We start from the raw sequence: 23,227 nt of genomic DNA, 5'->3' as shown, positions 1-23,227 counted from the left end.
TAGACATTAGTATAAGAATCTTAGTCATATAACGGCAGTAACTAACATTGTTTGGTTATAAAGGCACCGTTTTTTTTATTTTTTTGTGAACAGCATGACAGTTCAAACTAAGAATGAGTGCCGCTTTGCATAAAAATTGCCTGGCTCATGCAATGACGTGGGGGGATACGCCATTAACAGTACTTTGGTAGCTGCAAGCCAAGGGCGGTAGCGTGCCCGATTGAATCCCCTTGTTCACGCTGCACAGATGAATGCAGCGCTACGATGAATTGGAATGAAAATGCAAACAAGACTTAAGGCAGTGATCCCCGTTGCGGGCTTGGGAACTCGTATGTTGCCGGCGACCAAGGCTATCCCTAAAGAAATGTTGCCCGTGGTCGATAAGCCCTTAATCCAGTACATTGTTGCTGAATGCGTGGCGGCGGGGATTAAAGATATCGTATTGGTCACGCATTCATCGAAAAACGCGATTGAAAACCATTTTGACACTTCGTTTGAGCTGGAGGCGATGCTCGAAGCGCGTGTGAAGCGCCAGCTCCTGAGCGAAGTGCAAAGCATTTGTCCGCCGGACGTTACCGTGATGCAGGTGCGTCAGGGACAGGCGAAAGGGTTGGGGCATGCGGTGCTGTGTGCCAAACCTATGGTAGGTGATTCTCCTTTCGTGGTGCTGCTTCCGGATGTTTTGCTGGATGATTCTACGGCGGATCTGCGCAAAGAAAATCTGGCTAAAATGATCCAACGTTTTGGCGATACGGGTTACAGCCAAATCATGGTTGAACCTGTGCCGGAACAAGATGTGTCCAAATACGGTGTGGTAGATTGCGCAGGTGCGACGATCGCAGCGGGAGAAAGCGCACCGATGACGGCGGTGGTTGAGAAGCCGGCCCGCGAGGATGCCCCTTCCAACCTGGCCGTCGTCGGCCGGTATGTGCTTGCCGCCGATATTTGGCCGTTACTTGAGAAAACCCCTCCCGGCGCGGGTGATGAGATTCAACTGACCGATGCGATTGCGATGCTGATGGATGAACAAACGGTGGAAGCGTTCCATATGAGCGGTAAGTCCCATGATTGTGGTGACAAGCTTGGCTATATGAAGGCGTTTGTGCAGTATGGGGTGCGTCACGGTTCCGAAGGCGAAAACTTCACCCGCTGGTTGAAGCAGACGTTGGGAAAGTAACAGGCTGTCGCCACTGCGGCTGAAAGCGATCACGAGATTGAATGAGGTCTACCATGACGAAGTTGAAAGCGGTTATTCCCGTTGCCGGATTGGGCATGCGTATGCTGCCGGCGACCAAAGCGATTCCGAAAGAGATGTTGCCAATCGTTGATAAACCGTTGATTCAATACATTGTCAACGAGTGCGTCGCGGCGGGGATTAAAGAGATCATCCTGGTGACGCATTCTTCCAAGAACGCCATTGAAAACCATTTCGATACCTCATTCGAGCTGGAGGCGATGCTGGAGGCACGCGTGAAACGGCAACTGCTGGATGAGGTACAGTCGATAACGCCAAAAGGCGTAACGCTGATGCACATTCGCCAGGGGCAGCCAAAAGGACTGGGACATGCCGTTCTCTGCGCTAAACCGTTGGTCGGTGATTCTCCATTTGTCGTTCTGTTGCCGGACATCTTGCTGGATGACGCAAAGGCCGATTTGAAGAAAGACAACCTGTCACACATGATTGCGCGCTTTGAGCAGACCGGTCTGAGCCAGGTTTTGGTGCAAAAGGCAGACGAACACGTGCTGCATGATTATTCCGTGGTTGAGTGTGAGGCCAGCAATCTGAAACCTGGCGAAAGTGCCCGTATCACATCGATTATTGAAAAACCGGCACCGGAAACCAAGTTGGAATCCAACTACTCTGCGGTAGGGCGCTATGTCTTGTCTGCCGATATTTGGCCACTGCTGGAGACCACGGAACCGGGAGCCTGGGGGCGTATTCAACTGACCGATGCGATTGCAGAATTGTTGAAACGCAAACCGGTCGAGGCGACAGAGCTGGTGGGTGAATCGTTCAACTGCGGTGAAAAACTGGGTTACCTTCGCGCTTTTGTCACTTATGGGTTGCGTCACCCAACTCAAGGCAAAGCTTTCCGTGAATGGGCAGAACGGCTTTCATTATAAATACGTTTGGCTGGAACGTTGTGCCCAGGCATAGCGCTTTCCAAAATCACCTCTCTCTGTGCGTATTGAGGTAATCGTGCGCTATTGCGAGGTAATTGTGTAATAATGCTTTTAAGCCATTTCCAGCATAGCGTATTGGGATTCAACGTGGGCTCAATGAAAGTTTAATCAGTATTGAAACCCATCGACAAATTCTTTTCCGAGTACAACGGCCTGTGCCAGGGTTGGCCGGGAGGGCTCAGTACAGCAAACTTTTTACTTTGATAGTGATGATAATTCGATGGCAAATAAACAGTGGAAACTGATACCGCTCTTGGTATCGATCAGTGTAATCAGCGGTTGTACAATCGTGCCTGGTTCTCACCTTTCAACTAGTGGGAAAGAGGTTGTAAAACAGCAAGATAGTGATTTCGATATCGACAATCTGGTTAATGTCTATCCAATGACGCCTGGTTTGGTTGAGAAAATGAGACCTAAACCCGTTGTCGCGCAACCAAACTCGTCCTTAGAGCGTGAATTGCAAAATTACGAATACCGGATTGGTATCGGCGACGTGTTAATGGTGACTGTCTGGGATCACCCTGAACTGACTACACCGGCGGGGCAATATCGCAGTGCCAGCGATACGGGTAACTGGGTGAATTCGGACGGTACAATTTTTTATCCGTATATCGGTAAGATAAAAGTTGCCGGTAAAACGATGAGCCAAGTCAGAAATGAGATCGCAGGACGATTGGCGCAATACATCGAAAGCCCACAGGTTGATGTGAGTATCGCCGCTTTCCGCTCTCAAAAAGCGTATGTGACGGGGGAAGTAGCAAAGTCGGGACAGCAACCGATCACGAACGTTCCCCTTACTGTGATGGATGCAATCAATGCGGCTGGCGGGCTTTCAGAAAATGCAGACTGGCGTAATGTCATTCTGACACATAATGGAAAAGAACAGCGAATCTCTTTGCAAGCCTTGATGCAAAGGGGGGATTTGACGCAAAACCACCTACTTTATCCGGGCGACATCCTCTACATTCCCCGTAATGACGATTTAAAAGTTTTCGTTATGGGGGAAGTGAAAAAACAGACTACGTTGAAAATGGATCGCAGCGGTATGACACTAACGGAAGCATTAGGTAATGCTGAAGGAATGGATCAGAACTTTGCCGATGCGACGGGGGTGTTTGTCATTAGACCATTACGTGGTATGGAAGGTAAAAAGCTGGCCAATATCTACCAACTTAATGCGTCTGATGCTACTGCGATGGTAATGGGGACTGAGTTTCACCTTCAGCCATATGACATTGTATACGTAACTACCGTACCGATTGCTCGTTGGAACCGCGTCGTCAGCCAATTGTTACCGACTATCGTTGGTTTCAACAACCTGACCGAAGGTACACAGCGTATTCATAATTGGTAGTTAAGGTAAAAGATGATGTTTGATTCTATTCTGGTCGTTTGCGTCGGCAACATATGCCGTTCTCCTACAGGAGAACGGCTGTTGAAGGAAAAACTGCCACATAAGAAAATTGCCTCTGCCGGGATTTCTGCCTTGGTTGGCAAGCCTGCTGATGCTCAGGCTGCAGAAGTGGCTAGAAAGCATGATTTATCATTGGATAATCACCAAGCACAACAGCTGACAGCTGCATTGTGCCGTGAATATGATCTGATATTAGTCATGGAAAAGGGACATGTTGATGCTGTCTGCAGGCTAGCCCCTGAAGTCAGAGGCAAAACAATGCTATTTGCCCATTGGCTGGGTCAACAAGATATCCCAGATCCTTATCGCAAAAGTTCTGAGGCTTTTGAATTCGTCTATAGCCTACTAGCTGAAGGTGCTCAGAAGTGGGCGCTAGCATTAAATCGCTAAACAGAGATTACAATGATTGATAAAAACCGAACGAGTTCCTTGGCAAGTAAGGAAAATGACGAGATCGATTTTGGACGGCTGTTAGGGACGCTAGTCGATCACAAATGGTTAATTGTTAGCATTACATCATTATTTGCCGTCATCGGCATTATATATAGTCTTTTTGCGACACCTATATACCAGGCTGATGCAACTGTTCAGGTCGAGCAAAACGAAGGTAATATGCTGGTAAGTAACCTGTCCCAAATGTTGCCTAACTCTTTGCCAGCATCATCTACAGAGATTGAACTGATTTCCTCTCGCATGATCGTGGGGAAAACTGTCGAAGATCTCCATTTAGATACTGTCGTCACTCAGAAATATTTTCCGATTTTTGGCCGCGGTTGGGCAAGGCTCATGGGTAATAAACCGGGGCAGGTTGCCTTATCCAGGCTCACTGTAGCTGAGCCTCTAGTCGAGAGTGCTATAGAGCTGGAAGTTATTGATGATCAAAACTACGTCGTTACCGTAGATAAAGATAAAATCTTTCAAGGCAAAGTTGGGCGCTTGGAGAATGCAAGCGGCGTTTCTATGTTGGTTAGCGAAATCTCAGCGAAGCCAGGAACAGTGTTTAATGTCAAAAAGCTCACAACGCTGGCAGCAACGGTACAACTTCTTGACGATCTTACAGTAGAAGACAAAGGTAAGGACACGGGGGTTCTTTCACTCACCCTGATGGGGGATGATCCTGTTCTAATCAAAAGAATTATTGAAAGTATCAGCAATAATTACTTGATCCAAAATGTTGAGCGAAAATCAGAAGAAGCGGCCAAAAGCCTTGCTTTTTTGAAGGAACAATTACCGCAGGTTCGCGATTCTTTAAATACGGCTGAAGACAAATTAAACAGTTTCCGCCAAGCGAACGATTCTGTTGATCTGTCTTTGGAAGCAAAGTCTGTTCTTGATACTATTGTCGGGGTTGAGGCTCAGCTTAATGAGTTGACTTTCAAAGAGTCTGAAATTTCGAAATTATACACAAAAGAGCACCCTGCTTATCGTGCTTTATTGGAAAAAAGAGCAACCCTGCAAAAGGAAAAAGATAAGTTAAACCAGCGAGTCAGTAAGATGCCGCAAACACAGCAGGAGATCTTGCGCTTAACTCGTGATGTTGATGCTGGTAAAGAAATTTACATGCAGTTGCTCAACCGTCAACAAGAGCTTTCGATAACGAAAGCGAGCACCGTGGGTAATGTCAGAATCATTGATACCGCTGTCACTCAACCGAAACCGGTTAAGCCGAAGAAGACGTTAATCGTTATCATCTTTACGTTGCTTGGCGGGATCGCTTCCGTTGCCGTAGTACTGCTGAAAAGCGTTCTGCATCGAGGTATTGAAAGCCCAGAACAGCTGGAAGACCAAGGCATCAACGTTTATGCAAGTATTCCGTTGTCTGAGTGGCAACAGAAAAAAGACATAGAGACGTTGATGCGCGGCAATAAAAAAACCAACACGCGTTCAAAAACGTTGTTGGCCGTTGGGAACCCTGCGGATTTGGCGATCGAGGCAGTACGAAGCTTAAGAACCAGTTTGCATTTCGCTATGCTCGAAGCTAAAAATAATGTTCTGATGGTCTGTGGTGCAAGCCCAAATATTGGTAAAACTTTCGTCAGCATCAACTTGGCCGCGGTCATTGCTCAGGCTGGGCAACGTGTTTTAGTCATTGATGCTGATATGCGTAAGGGCTATTCACACTCATTGTTGAATACCGATTGGCATAATGGTTTATCTGATATCTTATCTGCTCAGACCACGATGGCTAACAGTGTCCGCAAAACAGAAATTGAAAACCTGGATTTTATTCCGCGTGGACAGATACCGCCAAATCCTTCAGAGTTGCTCATGGGGGCACGCTTCAATGAGCTGATTGATTGGGCGAGTAAGAATTATGATATCGTGATGATTGATACGCCACCTATTCTAGCAGTTACTGATGCCGCTATTATAGGGCACAGGGCGGGGACTAGTCTGATGATCGCACGTTTCGCATCTAACACGGTCAAAGAAATAGAGGTGAGTATTCGTCGCTTTAATCAAAATGGCATCGATGTTAAAGGCGTTATTCTGAATGCTGTTGAGAAACGGGCCAGCAGCTACTATGGTGATTATGGCTACTATCAATATGAGTATCGTTCAAACGATAAAGCATAGTTGTTAGCAACACATCAGTGCCATACCGGGAAACCGGTATGGCATATGTTCATATATTTGCTATTTGTAATAAGAAAAATGGATGTAATCGGCAAATATATGCATTTATAAATACATTCGATTTGTTTTTTTAAATTTGTCTTCATTTTGAATGATTTTTGATTACCATTCAGACGACAGTCAAATGTTTATATAGAATATTTAAGGTGTATAAGAAATGAAGATAATGATGATCAATACACTTTATCATCCTTATAAGGTTGGAGGCGCAGAGGTATCTGTGCAGTTATTAGCTGAAAAACTCGCTAATATGGGGCATACAGTAAGTGTTGTTACATTGCATAACAAATCCGAACGAGAATGTAAAACCATTAATAATGTAATGGTCACTTATTTGCCTCTCAGTAATGTCTATTGGCCATATGGCGGAGAGAATGTGTCGCCATGGAAGAAAATAGTATGGCATGCAAAAGATCAGTACAATTTCTCAATGAAGCATGCGGTGAAAGAGGAAATAAAAAACTTTCTTCCAGACGTTGTGCATACTAATAACCTGGGCGGTTTTTCAATTTCTGCGTGGGATGCGGTGAAAGAGTGTAAGGTGAAACTGGTTCATACCGCGAGAGATTACTATCTCTTTCATCCTAACTCGACCTTGTTCAAACATGGCAAGGTGATGAGTACGTCAGAATTGAGTGTGAGGTTTTTCTCATTTTTTAAAAAGTGGAAGAGCAAAGCCGTTTTCAGTTTTGTTGGAATCAGTCGTTATATTTCTGATTTGCATACTACAAACGGATTTTTTAATGAAGATAGATGTTCGGTTATCTATAATCCGATAGAACCGCTTCGCTTTGAAGATAGAGAAAGTTCAACTTTTAGAGTCGGATTTATAGGTCGCCTTACTAGCGATAAAGGATTCGATGAATACTGTCGCCTTGCAGATGAATATAAGAATAGGGCAGATGTCAAGTTTTATGCGGCAGGTAGGTTTAATGGCGATGAAGGTAATGCCATGAAAATTTTGGCGGAAAAGTCAAATGTTGAACTGCTTGGTTTTATTGCGGTAGAAGAATTTATGGCAAATGTTGATGCAGTTATACTGCCAACAAAATGGAATGAACCATTTGGGCGTTCAGTTGCGGAGTGTGCGCTTTCTGGGAAGATTGTCTATACTAATTTCATGGGGGGAATTTCAGAAATAGCTGCCATGAGTAGTAATGTTAGGCCGCTAAACTCTTTCAAAGTTGAAGATACACGCACGCACAAAGAACGCAGCGTCGTGGAGAGTTTTGATATTGATAATATCGCGAAACGATATGTAGAGGTTTACAATAACTAAAATGAACACATCAACCTCAAAGATATTTATATTTTTTATTCTGACGTACCTGGCATTAGCTTCATTAAATGGGCTGGTTACAATTTTTGCTTATAATACTACTCGTTTGATCTTACTCTATAAAGATTTCTTCTCGATAGTATTTCCGTTGTTGATGATTTTCTTTTTTGTTGCAAATGGATATAAGGCAGGTAGGCAGTTCACCACATTGATGCTAACGCTTTTAGCGATTTGTTTTTTTATCCTTTCATATATTTTGGCGACCTTACTCTTTTCAAAATTTGATATGACAAGGATTGCTATACAGTTTCGAGTTGAACTCTTCGCAATTTCGGCAATATTGATCGCAGCGTTAGCGAGTATGTTTAGCACTGAAGAGAAAAAAAACATAGTATCTGTTTTTATTAAGTTTTATATTATTTTTTGTTCGATTAATGCGTTAGCCACTATTGCTGAGTTCTTCTCGGCAGAGCTTATTTTCCAGGTTCTGGGGTTCAATCCTGGCCCGATGTTAACCGCGTTTGGTAAAGACAATGGCCTTGTTTTACGCACTACAGATGGTTATTTAAGAGCTCTGGGTTTATTGACAACACCTTTCAGCCTCAGTGAATATCTTTTCTTTGGCCTCGCTCTTGCCTCATTTGTTTCAGTCAAGCGAAGAGCGCTATTTACATTCTTAATGATCGCAGGCATTCTTTGCTCTACATCAAAAACAGCTTTCGTGATGATGGTAATTTATGTTCTTTATATGATTATTAATAGACTTGTCTCGAATCAGAGAGCGTTGAGATTCATTACTTGGATTACTGTTGTTGTTTCCATTGTTTTTTTCCTTTCCGTTACTAACACATTTATATATGAAGTGTTTTCTTCAAAGGAAAATACATACGCCGAAAACAGTATTTTCTTGCGTATTCTTTATATTGAGCAAGTGTTAGATTCAGCCTACTCTATTTACTTTGGCTCTGGTTATGCTGTGAACGGTAGTGGTATGGTTGGGGTTGAAGATAATACAACGGCGATTCCGCTAGACAGTTTGTACATTTACCTTCTCTCAAATTATGGATTTGTTGGCGTACTGGTATTTGTTTTCGGTGCTTTTTTACTGTTGGTTAGTTTGTATAAGAAGACATCTACCGTATTACCACACGGTGTCTATTTGTACTGGTTGATATCGTTGCTAACAAACTTTGCCTATAATAATCCATTTACCAACTATCCTGGTTATATATTCCCGATAATAATAACTGCGCTTTTAGTTTCACTTAAACCGGAAGAATACTCCGATGAGGAGGGCAGTGCTAATCCAGTTTATACAAAAGTGAGTTAACGATTGTGATCTATGTTAATGGCCGTTTTTTAACGCAAGAGGTGACAGGCGTTCAACGCTTTGCTATTCAAATCTTACTTAATTTGATTAAGATCCGAGATGATATTGTTGTGCTTTGCCCTAAAACTACGCCAGATAATGAGATTACTAAGGCGTTTAATATAAAGAGAATCGGGCGCCTATCCGGACAGTTATGGGAGCAAACAGAGTTATTTCTCTTTATGGTGCGAAATGGAAATGTGCTTTTAAGTTTTTGTAATACCGCTCCAATAGGGTTCTTTAACAATATCATTGTTCATCATGATATAACTTATCGAGTTTATCCCAAAAGTTACTCACTAGGTTTTAGATTTTTTTATAGAATTTTTTCACCGTGGCTTTTAAAAAGAGGGAAAAAAATCATTACTGTCAGTGATTTTTCTCGAAATGAAATAGAGCGGGCCTACGGAATTGAGAATATTGATGTTGTCAATAATGCAGCTACTGAGGTTTTCTTTCCACGCAAAATTACTGAGCCAGACAATCCATATATTCTATGTGTATCTTCTCCAAGCGTTCATAAGAATTTTAAACTGATAATTGATAGTTTTGAAAAAATAAATAATAGTTTAGGTTTGGAGTTAAAAATTGTCGGTGCATCGAATAGAAATTTTTCAACAGTTACCTATTCTGCAGTGAGTAATAATTCATATATAAAGTACTATGGCCGAGTTACTGATGAGGAACTGGCAGTGCTTTATTCAGGAGCCTTTGCTTTCGTTTTCCCATCCCTCTATGAAGGTTTCGGAATTCCATTGCTTGAGGCTCAATCTTGCGGTTGTCCTGTTATTGCATCTAATACAGCATCAATGCCGGAAGTGTTGAACGACAGTGCGCTTTATTTTTCACCAACTTGTTCTGAAAGTTTAATTTCACAGATAGAGAAACTATACCATGATGGTGGTTTAAGGGATTCACTGATTAAACGAGGTTTTGAAAACGCTAAGCGATTTAATTGGTTGGCGTCGGCTAATAAAATAAATAATATACTTGAAGGCTACGCAAAAGATAAGCCCTGGAGTGATTAGTGAAAATATTGCATGTCGCCGAAACAATAAAGGGTGGTGTTGCGACAATCATGCGACAACTGGTTATGGAACAGCAAGATACTGAAGATGAGGTATTATGCATTGTTCCGAGACAACAGTTATCTGAACTGGTTGGTGTTAGAGAACATGTGCTTTCTCCATTCAATAGAACTGGAAGAAATACCATGTCATTATTTTTGCTTCTGTTTTGTTTTCTGCGAGTTGTTTTAAATAAAAAACCGGATGTAATTCATTTACACAGTAGTTTTGCTGGCTTTTTATGCCGTTTGGCTTTGCCTATAATATTTGTTTTTTATCACCCCAAAGTGATTTACTGTCCGCATGCCTTTGCTTTCTTAATGGATATTCCTGTTTATAAAAAGCGAGTCTACGCATTTATTGAGCGCATGCTAGAGAAAGTGACGGATAAAACTATTTGTGTCAGTGAATATGAATATAGGGAAGCCATAAAATGGGGGCTTAATCCAGAGCGTTTAGTCATTATCTATAATGGTGTTCAAGATCCTTTGATAGTAACGCAAAAAAGCCCTTATAAATACGCGAATAAAAAGAATATTCTCTTTGTTGGACGGACGGATCACCAGAAAGGTTTTGATCACGTTCTAAATATAACCAATTTGCTTTCTCAGAATGAGGATATACATATCACTGTGATCGGAGACTATGTTATAGAGTATAAGAGTCTTCCTGTATATGGTGAAAAAATAACGTACATAGGCTGGTTGAAGTATGAAGATATTGCACCTTATTTTTTCCATGCAACAGTCTTACTGATGCCAAGTCGTTGGGAGGCCTTCGGCCTTGTTGCCGTAGAGGCGCAAAGTTACGGTTTACCCGTTCTGGCTTTTGAACGAGGTTCACTGCCAGAAATTATTATAAATGGTGTCACAGGTTTTTTAGTTGATTATGGGGATATAAAAGGTTTTTCTACCGTTATTTGCGATAAAAATTTGGATTTTTGGAAAACGATGAGCGAAAGAAGTTATGATAATTACAGTAAAAACTTCAAAAGCTGTTTTATGACACAGAAAGTAAGTTCACTTTATCGTGAAGTTATAAAATAAATATCTAGCTTATCTAATTCATATGAAATTAATTTGACTCGCTGTTCGGTAATTACCTGTCTCTATAACGTGTTGAATTTTATAAAATAGTATTCGGGATGCATAATGAAAAAAACAAATGTTTTTTTTGGCGATTTTACGACAAAACTAATGCTAGCATTGTCAGATATTTTCTTTTTTAACATATCGGTCTATCTTTCGTATTTCATTCTTTACAAATTATTTGATGGGTTAAATAATTATATACCTCAGGATGAGTTTTTTATTCGTTCTGTTGCGCAGTTTGTTATATCTGTAGTGTGTGTTCTGTGGTTCTGGACAAGGCTTAGACACTACACATATAGAAAGCCATTTTGGTTTGAGCTCAAGGAAGTTCTCAGAACGCTAGTTATTTTTGCTGTTCTTGATTTAGCTCTAGTTGCATTTTCTAAGTGGAACTTTTCTCGTTCAGTTTGGGTGTTATCATGGATGTTGATAATTATTTTAGTGCCGTTGGGGAGAGCATTAACAAAAAAAATCCTTAACAAGATGGGGTTGTGGAAAAAACAAACCATAATCATTGGCTCGGGAAGAAATGCCTTTGAAGCCTATGCAGCATTGCAAAGTGAAGAAGTTCTTGGATTTGAAGTTGTTGCCTTTGTGTGTACGGATAAACCATGCGAAGATAATTATTTTGGCATCCCGGTCATTAATTCGGAAGAAGAGCTGTGGCGTTGTGTCAATGTTGAGAGTACGCAATTTATCGTCGCACTTGAATTTGAACAACATGCGCTACGTGATTGGTGGTTGAAAGATCTGGCTAAGCATAATTGTCGGTCGGTTTCTGTTATCCCAACTCTTCGTGGTGTTCCTCTTTATGGCACCGATATGTCATTTATTTTTAGTCATGAAGTAATGATTCTGCGGGTAAGCAATAATTTAGCCAAGCGTTCATCACGCTTCATTAAGCGCACATTTGATATTATTGGCTCATCTCTTATTTTGGTTGCACTTTCTCCCGTGTTGATTTTCTTGACTTACAAAGTTTCAAGAGATGGTGGTCGTCCTATTTATGGGCATGAGAGAGTGGGGCACAATGGAAAGAAATTTAAATGCTTAAAGTTCAGATCGATGGTTCTAAATTCTCAGGAAGTACTTGCAGATTTATTGGAGCGAGATCCTGAGGCCAGAGAAGAATGGAATAAAGACTTTAAATTGAAAAACGACCCACGTATTACAAAGATTGGCGCTTTTATTAGAAAGACAAGCCTGGATGAGTTACCTCAATTGTGGAATGTACTTCGTGGTGAAATGAGTCTAGTTGGCCCAAGACCGGTTATTGAAAAAGAATTGGAACGTTATGCAGGTGATGTCGATTACTACTTCATGGCGAAGCCAGGAATGACAGGATTGTGGCAGGTCAGTGGCCGTAATGATATTGATTATGACACGCGCGTGTATTTTGATGCATGGTACGTTAAGAATTGGGCGCTTTGGAATGACATTGCGATTCTATTTAAAACTATAGGTGTTGTATTAAAGCGTGATGGCGCATACTAACTTTATAATAGTTTATTTTATGGGAATGGATAATGAGAATCGCACTCGATAGCCGATTTATGCAAAAGGTTAGTCAAGGGACTGGAACGTACACAATAGAATTGGCGAATAACTTGGTTTCGTGCATAAATCGCGATGATAAGTTATTGCTTCTGGCGGACGATCCTGCCATTGTTTTAACTAAGCAGGCTGGGCAACCTTTCTTAAATGATAATCGTGTAGAAATAAAGAAGTTGATATCAGGTTGGACGCCTATGAACCTTCTCGGCGGATTTGCACTTGCTGAATGGCGCAATAAATGCGATCTCTTGCATACAAATTATTTATCACCCTTGGTTACAACCAGAAGTACGAAACATGTTGTGACTGTTCATGATGTCATGTTCCGTACGCACAAACAGTACTTCAATCCTAAGTTGACTAAAGGATTGGAAATTTTCACGCCGCCTAGTTTAAAAAAAGCAGATCATATAATTGCAGTTTCTCATTATACGAAAGATGAGATAATCAAGAACTTCGGTGTTAATGAAAATAAAATTACGGTTGTGCACGAAGCTGCGAGCAAGCAGTTCCACGTGAAAGATAAAGTAAAATCTAATGATGTAATCGCTAGTCTGGGTGTGACTAAGCCATATTTTCTTTTTGTCGGGCGGTTTGCCGCGATTAAGAATATTGATAGTGTTATTGCTGCATTCGAGAGACTTGCCGATGCTGATGTGCAGTTAGTTTTGGTTGGAGGGTTCGATCCGGCATTTCCTAATCCTGCCTTGGAAAATAAAATATTTAATAACCCGGATAAAATAAAAGTCCTTCGAGGTGTCTCGAATGAGGACCTTGTTCATTTGTATAACAACACGCTTTGCCTGGTATTTCCAAGTTTTGCCGAGGGATTTGGTTTGCCTATTCTAGAAGCGATGTCTTGCGGGGCTCCTGTCATCACCTCTACCGCAGGTTCCTGCCCGGAAATAGCTGGTGATGCAGCATTATTGGTTAATCCAAATGACCTTTCTCAGTTAGTTAGTGCTATGGAGAATGTTTTTAATGATGCTCAGTTACGTGCCTCTTTGTCAGAAAAAGGTTTAAGAAGAGCTGATACTTTCAGTTGGCAGCGATGCGCAACGGAGACTTACTCTGTTTATGAAAATATCATAGGAAAGTTTTGATATGAAAGTTATTACGGCTATCGGCAAAGATTTCGATTCGTTATGTGATCGGTTGTCTAAAGAAATAATTAAAGAATTTTCCCCTGATGTTATTATTGGTGTTGCCACTGGTGGACGCTATGTCGCTGAGGAAATTGGGAAAAAAATTAATGTTCCGCTTGTTATAATAAAAAGGCAGCGAAATTCTACTAAGAAGAAGTCCAAGTTCAGAATGGCTTCTTTTTTGCCTTTCCTCCCAAGGCCGATAAATGACTTATTGAGAATAGCGGAAATAAAATTCAACGAACGTAAGTTCAGAAAATCCGGAAGAATATTGTCAGTAGGAGCTGTGGCGCATATCTCCGGCGACTTGGAACACCTGCGAAAAGGTAAGAGAATTCTAATTGTTGATGATGCCGTTGATAGTGGTGGTACGTTTATTGATTGCATCAATTTTCTCCAACCGTATCTTTCATCGGATTCGGTCGTTAAAACTGCTGCGTTAAATGTCACATTTGACGAGCCTGCTTTTATTCCAGATTTTTATCTTTATAAGGGCTATCTTATTCGTTATCCCTGGGCTAGTGATGTTAGGAGAAAAGGTTGAAATCCGTATATGATCTTGATGGCACACTTGTGCCATTTAACACTTTTAAAGTATGGGTTGTTCTGTCTTTTTTCATCTCTATTTTTTTCCTTAGATGGTATTTTTTATTCTCTATTATTAAATTCGCCATATGCAGGAAAATTGGGAGAATGGATCGCGTTGGATTTAAGGTGGCTTTATTAGCGATTCAGCAACGCACCAAGTTTTGGCCCTATGTCGGTAAGAAGTACGGAAAATGGTTGGCCCGCCATTCTCTCCGAAAGGATTTGCTCGTTCTAGGTGATAATTCGACTAAGTGCTTGGCAACTGCAGCGCCGGATATTTATGTGTCCTCTTTCTCTCAGGAAGTTAATGATTTTGATGTCACTATATGTGCACATTTTTGCCACTCAGGTGAATTTGTCGAAACATTAAATGTAGTGAAGCTTAAATTCGTTCGGGAGCAATTTTCTGAGGAACCAGATCTTTTCTTTACTGATCATTATGATGATATCCCGTTAGCTATGGCTGCTAAGTTTACCTATATTGTTTCTCCATCAATAAAGTCCGAGAGATTATTTTCCGACATGCTCAATGCAGGGCGTTATACGATAGTATAACGGTACTATTTTAAAAATGATAAAAGCGAGACTGTGTTTATCGTCTCGCTTTTTTTTCGGCTTTAAACCACCTCCAAAGGAGTCCAAAGGAGGTTATTTTTCATTTGGTTTGATGCGGATTTACTCGTTGCCGAATGTTATCACTGGCGTGTCTGCGCTAACCGCTGGTTGACTTTTTTGCGTTGGGTCTTCAATAACGAGAGCCGTAATTTTCTGCGAAGATGGTTTACTACTCGTCATGAGCGACATTATTCTTCCCGTTGTGGAATTCCTTCCCTCCTGCGTATCATTCTTTTTCCAACTAACCCTGGCTTCTTTTTTTCCATTGCTAAAGATTAAATTCACTTTACCATCGGTTGTCACATTGTAATTTTTTACCGAGTAATTTTTTATTAAATCGGCAATTTTCTCGTATGACTCCATGCTTGGCTTTTTACTCCCATTTTTCCTGAGCAATCCAAATCTATGCTCTATATTTTGGTTGTTATCACCATCATCGCTTAAGTCATACCACCAAACTCCTTTTATATATCCCCTGGCTTTTGCAAGAAGAGTATATTTGACAACATATTGGGCTACATAGTCCTCGCTGTACCCAAATTTCCCCGCATTGGTTGGTACGCCAATTTCAGTGATGTAAATAGGGACCTCTTTGCCTACGAGCCTCTTCAATTCTTCTTGATACCCATCGATTTTTTCAATGTTTCCTTCCGGGGTAGTCAGCGATTTATCACTGGATTTAAAGCTATACGGATGTATTGATATCCCATCTATATAATTGAGCATGCCCAGCTTTATCAAGTCATCGGACCATTTTAATCCATCGTTTCCTAAAGGATCGAAGGAGCCTGCAAGCACGATAGCTCCGGGGTCTGCCCTCTTTATCGCTATAGAGGCCTGCTTGATGAGTTTGTAGTAGACCTGAGCTGGAGGAGGGGCTGGTGATTTATTATGCGTGCCGGTGCCAACACTCCACTCATTCCAGATCTCATAATACTTGACCTTTCCTTTAAATCTTTTTGCTGTCCAGTATGCATAATTTGCATAAGCTGCGATAGATTCATCGTTGCTGGCATATCCACTTTTATCATAGAGATCATTGCCATAGGCTAGAACGGCAATGGGGTTCATACCATAGTTTTTATTTGCAACTAAGAGAGACTTATCTACACGTATAAGTTTATCTACAGGTTGATAGGTGCCTTTCTGTTGTTCAACTAACCCCCAAAGGTAATCATCACGAAAGGAATTAAAACCATAGTTACTTATCAAGTTCAAATAATGATCTTGCTCTTCTGGATACCAGCGTAGGTGTGTGTTAATGCCAATCTCGAAGGCATAACCGATTTTCAGAGGCAGGGTAGCAAGAAGTGTGCCGAGTATAAATTTGAGAGAGAAGGGGGGCAGTTTCATGAACGTCATCGTCTTATCTCGCTGAGGTCAGTGTGAAAATAATAGATTGGTTTTACAGGTATTTTTACGCTTTCAAGCGCGAAAGTAACTAAGGTTATTCCTAATGTTAGCTAAGCAATCACTCGTTAACTAAATGCAGGAAAGATTAGTATCAATCGGCGCTATTAGGATTATTTTTATATTTTCTTTCTCATCTTGACATCATTGAATTTAGATACTTTCTTTGTATGTATCTACTGCTTTAACCATAGGAGTATTGAAACTGACGACTCATTGATTTTCATGCATTTTTGTTTTGCTTGTTCTTGCTTTGTTCTTCAGCGGCAAATTGCTGTCTGTAACGTTTTTTGAATGGCTTCTCTAGGAGAATACACATGTCATCTCTTGTCTCACAGCAGACTGGTGCTGCGCTTTACTATGCTGTTCTTGGTAAAGCAGCATCCGCGGCGACGTTCGATAGTGCCGGGCAACTTCTTGAAAATGGTGGAACTTCAGCGCAATATGTCGCTCAGATTCTCTCTTCCAGTGCAGGTCAGGCGTTATATAGCGGGAAGAGTACTAGCGATATTGTGAGTGCGATATATACCAACGTTTATGGCTCAGCACCTAGCGCCGGTGTTTTAGCTGCTTTGCTTGCTGGAGGGCAGCCCGCGGCAAATATCGTTGGCGGTTTAGTCAGTGATCTCTTAAATTACAATGGCTTTGATTCAACCATACTTTCTCAACAAACTGCATTTGATAATAAAATCGATGCCGTATTGTATCCTTCGGCGAATACTGCAGCCGCGGCCGGTAATGGCGCTTCTGATGTATTAGCGATCTACTATGTTCTTGGGTCCGTGCAATCAGCTGCGGGTGTCAACTATTGGGGGGCGGCAATTAATGATGGTTCCAGAACATTCTCCGTCGCCGCTCAGAGTTTTGTTAATGAGCGCAGTTATATTAACACTTTGAGTAATCAGGATTTTATTACCAAGCTCTTTACTCAAGGTTTTAAACGGCCGCCAGATAGCACCGAGTTAAATACTTACTTGACGGAACTGCAAGGCGGAGCAACGCGTGGTGATGTTATTGTTGATTTCATCAACTCGTTGCGTGGCAGTGTCAGCAGCTCTGATGCCGCCGCTAAACAGGCGTTTACACTGGCAACAACTGCTTACACTGCTGGCAGCTTACCTGGCTTGAATTACCAGGAACAGGCTGCTGCTGTGTTCCTGGCCGTGCCGGAGCGCGGCATTGACGCCGTAGGTTTGGATAGCTGGAGCAAGTATCTGGCATCTGGCGCGGCATATACTAAGTTTATTACCAGTGCATTAGCTTCTGATGAATTCCAGCGGAAAGGCGCACAGCTGACTGGTGATAACTTTATCCAACATGTTTACACCGCTGTTCACGGTACTGCAGCTACGCCGGCTCAGCTGGCGCTTTACAGTGCTTTGGGGACTGATAAATCGGTTATTACCCAAGCCATCATTAATGACCTGCGGACTTCAACGGCTACTGACGCGGTTACTGTCACTCAGCAGCACGCATTTGAGTTTGATATCGGTACCAGCCTGTTGTACAAAACCGCGGCTAGCCTGACGACTACAGCCGCCGGTGGTAACGCTACGGGTACTGTGAACACCGGTATTTCTCATCAAATCAGCAACGCCGAAACAGCGGTACTGACGAATGTCCAACTGAACGCCAATGCCGCCAGCACCGTGAACCTGAAGTTCGCCGACCATCTGGCGAATCTGACTATCAACGGCACCAGCGCAGCAACGGTCAACCTGTCTGACAACGGCGTTAATCCAGGCGTAGATATCACCGTCAATAACGGCAACGTCATCCTGAATGCCAGTTCGGGTGCGGATGACGTAGTCGTCACATCGACGGCAAACATTGCGGCCGGCACGGCGCAGTTTAACCTTGGTGCCGGCAACGATAGCCTGCACTGGGCAGGGAACGGCGTTTCCGGCGGAGCTAACACTGTCGCCAACACCGTCAAGGCTGACGGCGGCACGGGGACGGACTCCATTTCCGCCAACTTCATCACCAAAACCGTGGTGACCAACCAAAACGCCTTGGGCGTTCGCACCAGTACTGTGACCAGCAACGCCAATAACTTCTCGAATTTCGAGAAGATCGACCTGACCGGCTATATCGGCAAGTCTGTTGGTACGCTGATTACGACTCCGCTGATCGGTTCACCGACCACCACCAGCGTCACAACACCGACCCACACCTTTGACTTTGGCCTGACCAACGGTACATCCACGGTTGAAGGCACCACGGGCGGCACGGTTACGCAGAACGCAGCTGCCACCAATCTGGGCACGCAAGGATTTGTGATCTCCGGTTTGGCTAACGTCAACGTCATCAACGCCGCCGGCGGCAACGCCGCGCAGCTGGAAGTGAAAGGGGACGCGACCTCCGCCAGTACGCTGAACTTCACCTTCGTGCAGAACGCTACCGATCACTTCAATATCAATTTCGATGCGGTGAGTTCCGCCAACGTGAATGCTGGCGCCATCACTCTGAACAGCAGCAGCAGCCTGATTGGCGGTACTCCGTTGAGCACGGTGAACGTGGCTTCAGGCGGTACAGGTAGCTTTGACAACATTCTGTCATTGGCCGGCACCAATGCGCAGGTTCAGACCATCAACGTGACCGGTGATCACGCGCTGGATCTGACCCTGGGCAGCGGTTTCAGCAACGTGCGTGATATCAATGCGTCCACCAATACCGCTGGGCTGAATCTCGACTCCAGCCATGGCGGTACCGGTGACGGTATCATCATTCAGTTGCTGAACATTCTGCCGCTGAGCGTCATTACCACCAACCTGTTGGCGCCGGTGCTGTCGGCGTTGGGCCTGAACGGCTACCAATTGACCGTAGAAGGTTCCAGTGCTGCCGATACCCTGGGCGTGATTGGCAACACCACGCTGACCGGTGGCGCAGGTGCCAACATCTATGACATCAAGGCGAGTAACACGCAGGCGGGTGTGACCATCAAGGACTTTAGCAGCCTCAAAGACAAGATTGTCGATGTTAACCATGGCGGTCTGACTATCTCCAATGACGCCAGCGGCACGGCGGTTGCGGACTACGGCACTCGTTCCGCAGACACATTGGATGCGCTGTTGGGGACGCTGGTGGGCGGTTTGACCAACGGCGTTATCGGCCTGCTGGGCGGCATTCTCGGTCTGGACAGCAGCAACTCGCTGACGTCGAAAGTGGGTGTGGCATCCGTAGTATTCAGCGGTGGCGGTAATACTGCCAGCTCTTATGTGATTATCGACAACAACGATAACCATGCGCTGGATCTCAACGATACCGTGGTATACCTGACCGGGCAGAACCACCAGCAATTGGTGGATACTCTGCACTACGCGTAAGTAGGGGTTCCAGTGGGAAATAATTCCCATTGAAACTGTTAGCCAATAAATAATACGGGGTGTGTGAACACCCCGTATTCTTTGAATTTTGTGAACCACGTCATTATCTCTGGTTTATTCCCTTTCGTACTAAACTCGCTTTGCCCTGCCTACTATTTACCCTTCTGTTTTCATTTGTTTTTTTCTGTGGTTCGTGAGGCGATTTTTTTTGCTTACGGCCTTGCTGATATCCGCTTTCTCTACCTATAGTTAGAAAAAGTATCTGCAGTCTCGAGCATGTCTGGGGTGGGGGTTCTTTAGGATTTATTTTATTTTTTCCCTTTTTAGGATTTTCCTTATAAGAGTCCAATGCGGATTTTGACTGACAGTGCACATGATGTAAGGGCAGAAAGTGAATCAATTTATACCGCGCAATGAAATTGCGGATGTTATACGGACTCGCAGTAAGGTTTTTTGGACCGTTGGCATATTTACCGCATTTATTAATCTATTAATGCTAGTTCCTTCTATCTATATGCTCCAGGTTTACGACCGGGTGCTTCCTTCTCGTAATGAAATCACGCTGTTGATGCTGACGCTGATCATGCTGGGCATGTTCGGCATGATGTCGCTGTTGGAATACGTGCGCAGCATGGTGGTGATCCGTATCGGCAGTCAGCTGGATATGCGTCTCAACACGCGAGTCTACACTGCGGCCTACGAGGCGAATCTGAAAAACGGTTCGTCTGACGCCGGCCAGATGCTGAGCGACTTGACCAATCTGCGCCAATTCCTTACCGGCAGCGCGCTGTTCGCCTTCTTTGATGCGCCGTGGTTTCCGATCTATCTGTTGGTGATATTCCTCTTTAACCCTTGGTTGGGGCTTTTCGCCCTGGTCGGTGCGCTGTTGCTGATCGCATTGGCGGTGATCAACGAAATGGTGTCGAAAAAGCCGCTGGCGGAGGCCAGCAAGCTGTCGATTATGTCCGGTACGCTGGCCAGCACCAATCTGCGAAATGCCGAAGTGATCGAGGCTTTGGGGATGTTGCCTAACCTGAAACGCCGGTGGTTCGGTCTGCACCAGCGGTTTTTGAACAGTCAGCGCATCGCCAGCGAACGCGCATCGCGGGTCACATCGGTCACCAAGTTTGTGCGCATGTCGCTGCAATCGCTGGTGCTGGGGCTGGGGGGCTGGCTGGCGATCGATGGGCACATTACGCCCGGTATGATGATCGCCGGCTCCATTCTGATGGGGCGAACGCTGGCGCCGATTGAGCAGGTTATTAACGTCTGGAAGAGCTACAGCGCGGCGAAGCTTTCTTATGGCCGGTTGGTCAAGCTGCTGGAAACGCACCCGCAACGTGGTACCGGTATGTCCTTGCCGCGTCCGGAAGGGGTACTCGCAGTAGAAGGCGTCACCGCCACGCCGCCGGGCTCCAAAGGCGATGCGGTATTGCATAACGTGACTTTTGCCATCCAGCCCGGTGACGTGCTGGGGATCATTGGCCCGAGCGCGTCGGGGAAATCGACGCTGGCGCGTTTGCTGGTCGGCATTTGGCCGGTCAGTGAAGGGATTGTTCGGTTGGATAATGCTGACATCTATCAGTGGAACAAGGATGAATTGGGGCCGTATATCGGCTATCTGCCGCAGGACATTGAGCTGTTTGCCGGGACTATCGCCGAGAATATCGCTCGCTTTAACGATATCGACTCAGAGAAAGTCATTGAAGCCGCTAAGCTGGCCGGTGTGCACGAACTGATCCTGCGTTTCCCTAACGGCTACGATTCGGTGCTCGGCAACGGCGGCGCTGGGTTGTCCGGTGGACAGAAACAGCGTATCGGCCTGGCGCGCGCCTTGTACGGCGATCCTTCGCTGGTGGTATTGGATGAGCCTAACTCCAATCTGGATGATGCGGGCGAGAAAGCGTTGAACCAGGCGATTATGTTCCTCAAGCAACGTAATAAAACGGTGGTTCTGATTACCCATCGCACCAATTTGCTGTCGATGACCAGCAAGTTGTTGCTGTTGGTGAATGGCAACGTCAACGCGTTCGGCCCGACTCAACAAGTGCTTCAGGCGTTGGCCAATGCGCAAAAAGCCCAGACGCAACAGCCTCAGCAAGCGGTGAGGGCGGTAAATTCTGAGCCGGATGAAGGCAACATCCCAAAAACGCAAATTAATTAAGCCGTGAATTGCCTGATGGCTTTATTGCCATCCGCAGTTTAAAGGAGTTGGTATGTCGACGCATATTGGCGAGCCGCAAGACTCGTATATTGAAGAGATCCCGCAGGACGAACGGCGGTTTACCCGGATGGGCTGGCTGGTAGTGGGAATTGGTCTGTTCGGATTTCTGGCCTGGGCAGCGTTCGCCCCTCTGGATAAAGGGGTGGCATCACCGGGATCGGTAACCGTTTCCGGCAACCGCAAAACGGTGCAGGCCCCGGCCAGCGGCATCATCAAGAACATCGCGGTGAAAGACGGCGACAAGGTGAAAGCCGGTGAGGTTCTGGTGCAATTGAGCCAGGTGCAGGCACAGGCTCAGGTTGATTCGCTGCGCGATCAGTACTACACCACGCTGGCCACTGAAGGGCGTTTACTGGCTGAACGCGATGGTCTGAGCAAGGTCACTTTTTCCCCTGTTTTCACCCAGGTTAAGGATCAGCCGCGCGTGGCCGAAATCATCGCGTTGCAAACGCAGCTGTTCGCCTCTCGCCGCCAGGGGCTGCAAAGTGAAATTGACGGTTATAAGCAGTCGATGGATGGGATCCGCTTCCAGTTGAAAGGCCTGCAGGATTCGCGCGCCAACAAGCAGATCCAACTTTCCAGCCTGCGTGAGCAGATGAACAGCATGAAGCAACTGGCGGCGGACGGTTATTTGCCGCGCAACCGTTATCTGGAGGTCCAGCGCCAGTTCGCTGAGGTGAACAGCAGCATCGATGAAACCATCGGGCGGATTGGTCAATTGCAAAAGCAGCTGCAGGAATCTCAGCAGCGTATCGATCAGCGCTTCGCCGACTATCAGCGCGAGGTCAGGACGCAACTGGCGCAAACCCAAATGGACGCCAGCGAGTTCCGCAACAAGCTGCAAATGGCCGACTTCGATCTGGGCAACACCGCCATCACCTCACCGGTGGATGGCACCGTGGTCGGATTGAATATTTTCACTCAGGGGGGCGTCGTGGGAGCGGGTGACCACCTGATGGACGTTGTACCCAGCCAGGCGACGCTGGTGGTGGATTCTCGCCTGAAAGTCGATTTGATCGACAAGGTGTACAACGGGTTGCCGGTGGATCTGATGTTTACCGCCTTCAACCAAAACAAAACCCCGAAAATTCCGGGGACGGTCACGCTGGTTTCCGCCGACCGCCTGGTCGACAAAGCCAATGGAGAACCTTACTACCAGATGCAGGTCACGGTCTCGCCGGAGGGCATGAAGATGCTCAGTGGCGAGGACATCAAGCCGGGGATGCCGGTCGAGGTGTTCGTGAAAACGGGCTCACGCTCGCTGCTGAGTTATCTGTTTAAACCTATTTTGGATCGCGCTCATACTTCATTAACCGAGGAATAA

Annotated in this window: 17 protein-coding genes; 16 read left to right on the top strand and 1 reads right to left on the bottom strand. The window is 44.8% G+C overall.

Annotated elements, in window-relative coordinates; genetic code table 11:
• Window positions 1-280: 280 nt before the first annotated feature.
• The 13 genes from galU (AC2CGQ_RS11825) (at window position 281) to AC2CGQ_RS11765 (ending at window position 14,883) form a co-directional block, all read left to right on the top strand.
• Window positions 281-1,177 (top strand): UTP--glucose-1-phosphate uridylyltransferase GalU, encoded by an 897-nt coding sequence (galU, locus tag AC2CGQ_RS11825; protein WP_033634124.1) that lies wholly within the window; start codon window positions 281-283, stop codon window positions 1,175-1,177.
• 53 nt (window positions 1,178-1,230) lie between these two features.
• Window positions 1,231-2,124, top strand: coding sequence for a UTP--glucose-1-phosphate uridylyltransferase GalU (gene galU / locus AC2CGQ_RS11820; RefSeq protein ID WP_033633704.1), 894 nt, complete (start codon window positions 1,231-1,233; stop codon window positions 2,122-2,124).
• A gap of 280 nt (window positions 2,125-2,404) precedes the next feature.
• Complete coding sequence (locus AC2CGQ_RS11815) at window positions 2,405-3,538, top strand: polysaccharide export protein (protein ID WP_025302165.1); 1,134 nt, start codon at window positions 2,405-2,407, stop codon at window positions 3,536-3,538.
• A gap of 15 nt (window positions 3,539-3,553) precedes the next feature.
• A complete protein-coding gene (locus AC2CGQ_RS11810; RefSeq protein WP_044032106.1) occupies window positions 3,554-3,988 on the top strand; it encodes an arsenate reductase/protein-tyrosine-phosphatase family protein in 435 nt (144 codons plus the stop codon).
• Between the two features lie 12 nt (window positions 3,989-4,000).
• The gene (gene wzc, locus AC2CGQ_RS11805; protein WP_033633703.1) at window positions 4,001-6,175 is read left to right on the top strand and encodes a tyrosine-protein kinase Wzc; all 2,175 of its coding nucleotides are present in this window, start codon (window positions 4,001-4,003) and stop codon (window positions 6,173-6,175) included.
• Window positions 6,176-6,401: 226 nt separating this feature from the next.
• Complete coding sequence (locus tag AC2CGQ_RS11800) at window positions 6,402-7,514, top strand: glycosyltransferase family 4 protein (protein WP_228392563.1); 1,113 nt, start codon at window positions 6,402-6,404, stop codon at window positions 7,512-7,514.
• 1 nt (window position 7,515) lies between these two features.
• The gene (locus AC2CGQ_RS11795; protein ID WP_060559043.1) at window positions 7,516-8,844 is read left to right on the top strand and encodes a hypothetical protein; all 1,329 of its coding nucleotides are present in this window, start codon (window positions 7,516-7,518) and stop codon (window positions 8,842-8,844) included.
• 5 nt (window positions 8,845-8,849) lie between these two features.
• Entirely contained in the window at window positions 8,850-9,911 is a 1,062-nt protein-coding gene (locus AC2CGQ_RS11790) for a glycosyltransferase family 4 protein (protein ID WP_074469399.1), read from the top strand.
• Window positions 9,911-10,996: a glycosyltransferase gene (locus AC2CGQ_RS11785; RefSeq protein ID WP_033633511.1), complete on the top strand. Its 1,086-nt coding sequence runs from the start codon at window positions 9,911-9,913 to the stop codon at window positions 10,994-10,996. Before AC2CGQ_RS11790 ends, AC2CGQ_RS11785 begins: the two co-directional genes overlap by 1 nt.
• Before the next feature lie 105 nt (window positions 10,997-11,101).
• The gene (wbaP, locus tag AC2CGQ_RS11780; protein ID WP_033633510.1) at window positions 11,102-12,535 is read left to right on the top strand and encodes an undecaprenyl-phosphate galactose phosphotransferase WbaP; all 1,434 of its coding nucleotides are present in this window, start codon (window positions 11,102-11,104) and stop codon (window positions 12,533-12,535) included.
• Window positions 12,536-12,567: 32 nt separating this feature from the next.
• The gene (locus AC2CGQ_RS11775) at window positions 12,568-13,698 is read left to right on the top strand and encodes a glycosyltransferase family 4 protein (RefSeq protein ID WP_060559049.1); all 1,131 of its coding nucleotides are present in this window, start codon (window positions 12,568-12,570) and stop codon (window positions 13,696-13,698) included.
• Window position 13,699: 1 nt separating this feature from the next.
• Window positions 13,700-14,284, top strand: a complete 585-nt coding sequence (locus AC2CGQ_RS11770; RefSeq protein ID WP_033633509.1) for a phosphoribosyltransferase — start codon at window positions 13,700-13,702, stop codon at window positions 14,282-14,284.
• Complete coding sequence (locus tag AC2CGQ_RS11765) at window positions 14,281-14,883, top strand: haloacid dehalogenase-like hydrolase (RefSeq protein ID WP_060559056.1); 603 nt, start codon at window positions 14,281-14,283, stop codon at window positions 14,881-14,883. The genes AC2CGQ_RS11770 and AC2CGQ_RS11765 overlap by 4 nt, the downstream gene beginning before the upstream one ends.
• Before the next feature lie 120 nt (window positions 14,884-15,003).
• Here the strand turns inward: AC2CGQ_RS11765 and AC2CGQ_RS11760 are convergent, their stop codons facing one another.
• Window positions 15,004-16,305 carry a cellulase family glycosylhydrolase gene (locus tag AC2CGQ_RS11760; RefSeq protein WP_079007606.1) on the bottom strand — a complete coding sequence of 434 codons (1,302 nt, stop codon included), beginning with the start codon at window positions 16,303-16,305 and terminating at the stop codon, window positions 15,004-15,006.
• Window positions 16,306-16,670: 365 nt separating this feature from the next.
• On the opposite strand from AC2CGQ_RS11760, the gene AC2CGQ_RS11755 reads away from it, so the two are divergent.
• The 3 genes from AC2CGQ_RS11755 (at window position 16,671) to AC2CGQ_RS11745 (ending at window position 23,227) form a co-directional block, all read left to right on the top strand.
• Window positions 16,671-19,679, top strand: a complete 3,009-nt coding sequence (locus AC2CGQ_RS11755) for a beta strand repeat-containing protein (protein WP_099981710.1) — start codon at window positions 16,671-16,673, stop codon at window positions 19,677-19,679.
• Window positions 19,680-20,070: 391 nt separating this feature from the next.
• On the top strand, window positions 20,071-21,843 hold the full coding sequence (locus AC2CGQ_RS11750; protein ID WP_484593676.1) for a type I secretion system permease/ATPase: 1,773 nt from the start codon (window positions 20,071-20,073) through the stop codon (window positions 21,841-21,843).
• Between the two features lie 52 nt (window positions 21,844-21,895).
• On the top strand, window positions 21,896-23,227 hold the full coding sequence (locus AC2CGQ_RS11745) for an HlyD family type I secretion periplasmic adaptor subunit (protein WP_004938859.1): 1,332 nt from the start codon (window positions 21,896-21,898) through the stop codon (window positions 23,225-23,227).

The organism is Serratia sp. DFXYC6, assembly GCF_057196085.1.
The sequence above is the reverse complement of the archived record's forward strand: the minus strand, read 5'-3'. Positions and strand labels throughout refer to the sequence as shown.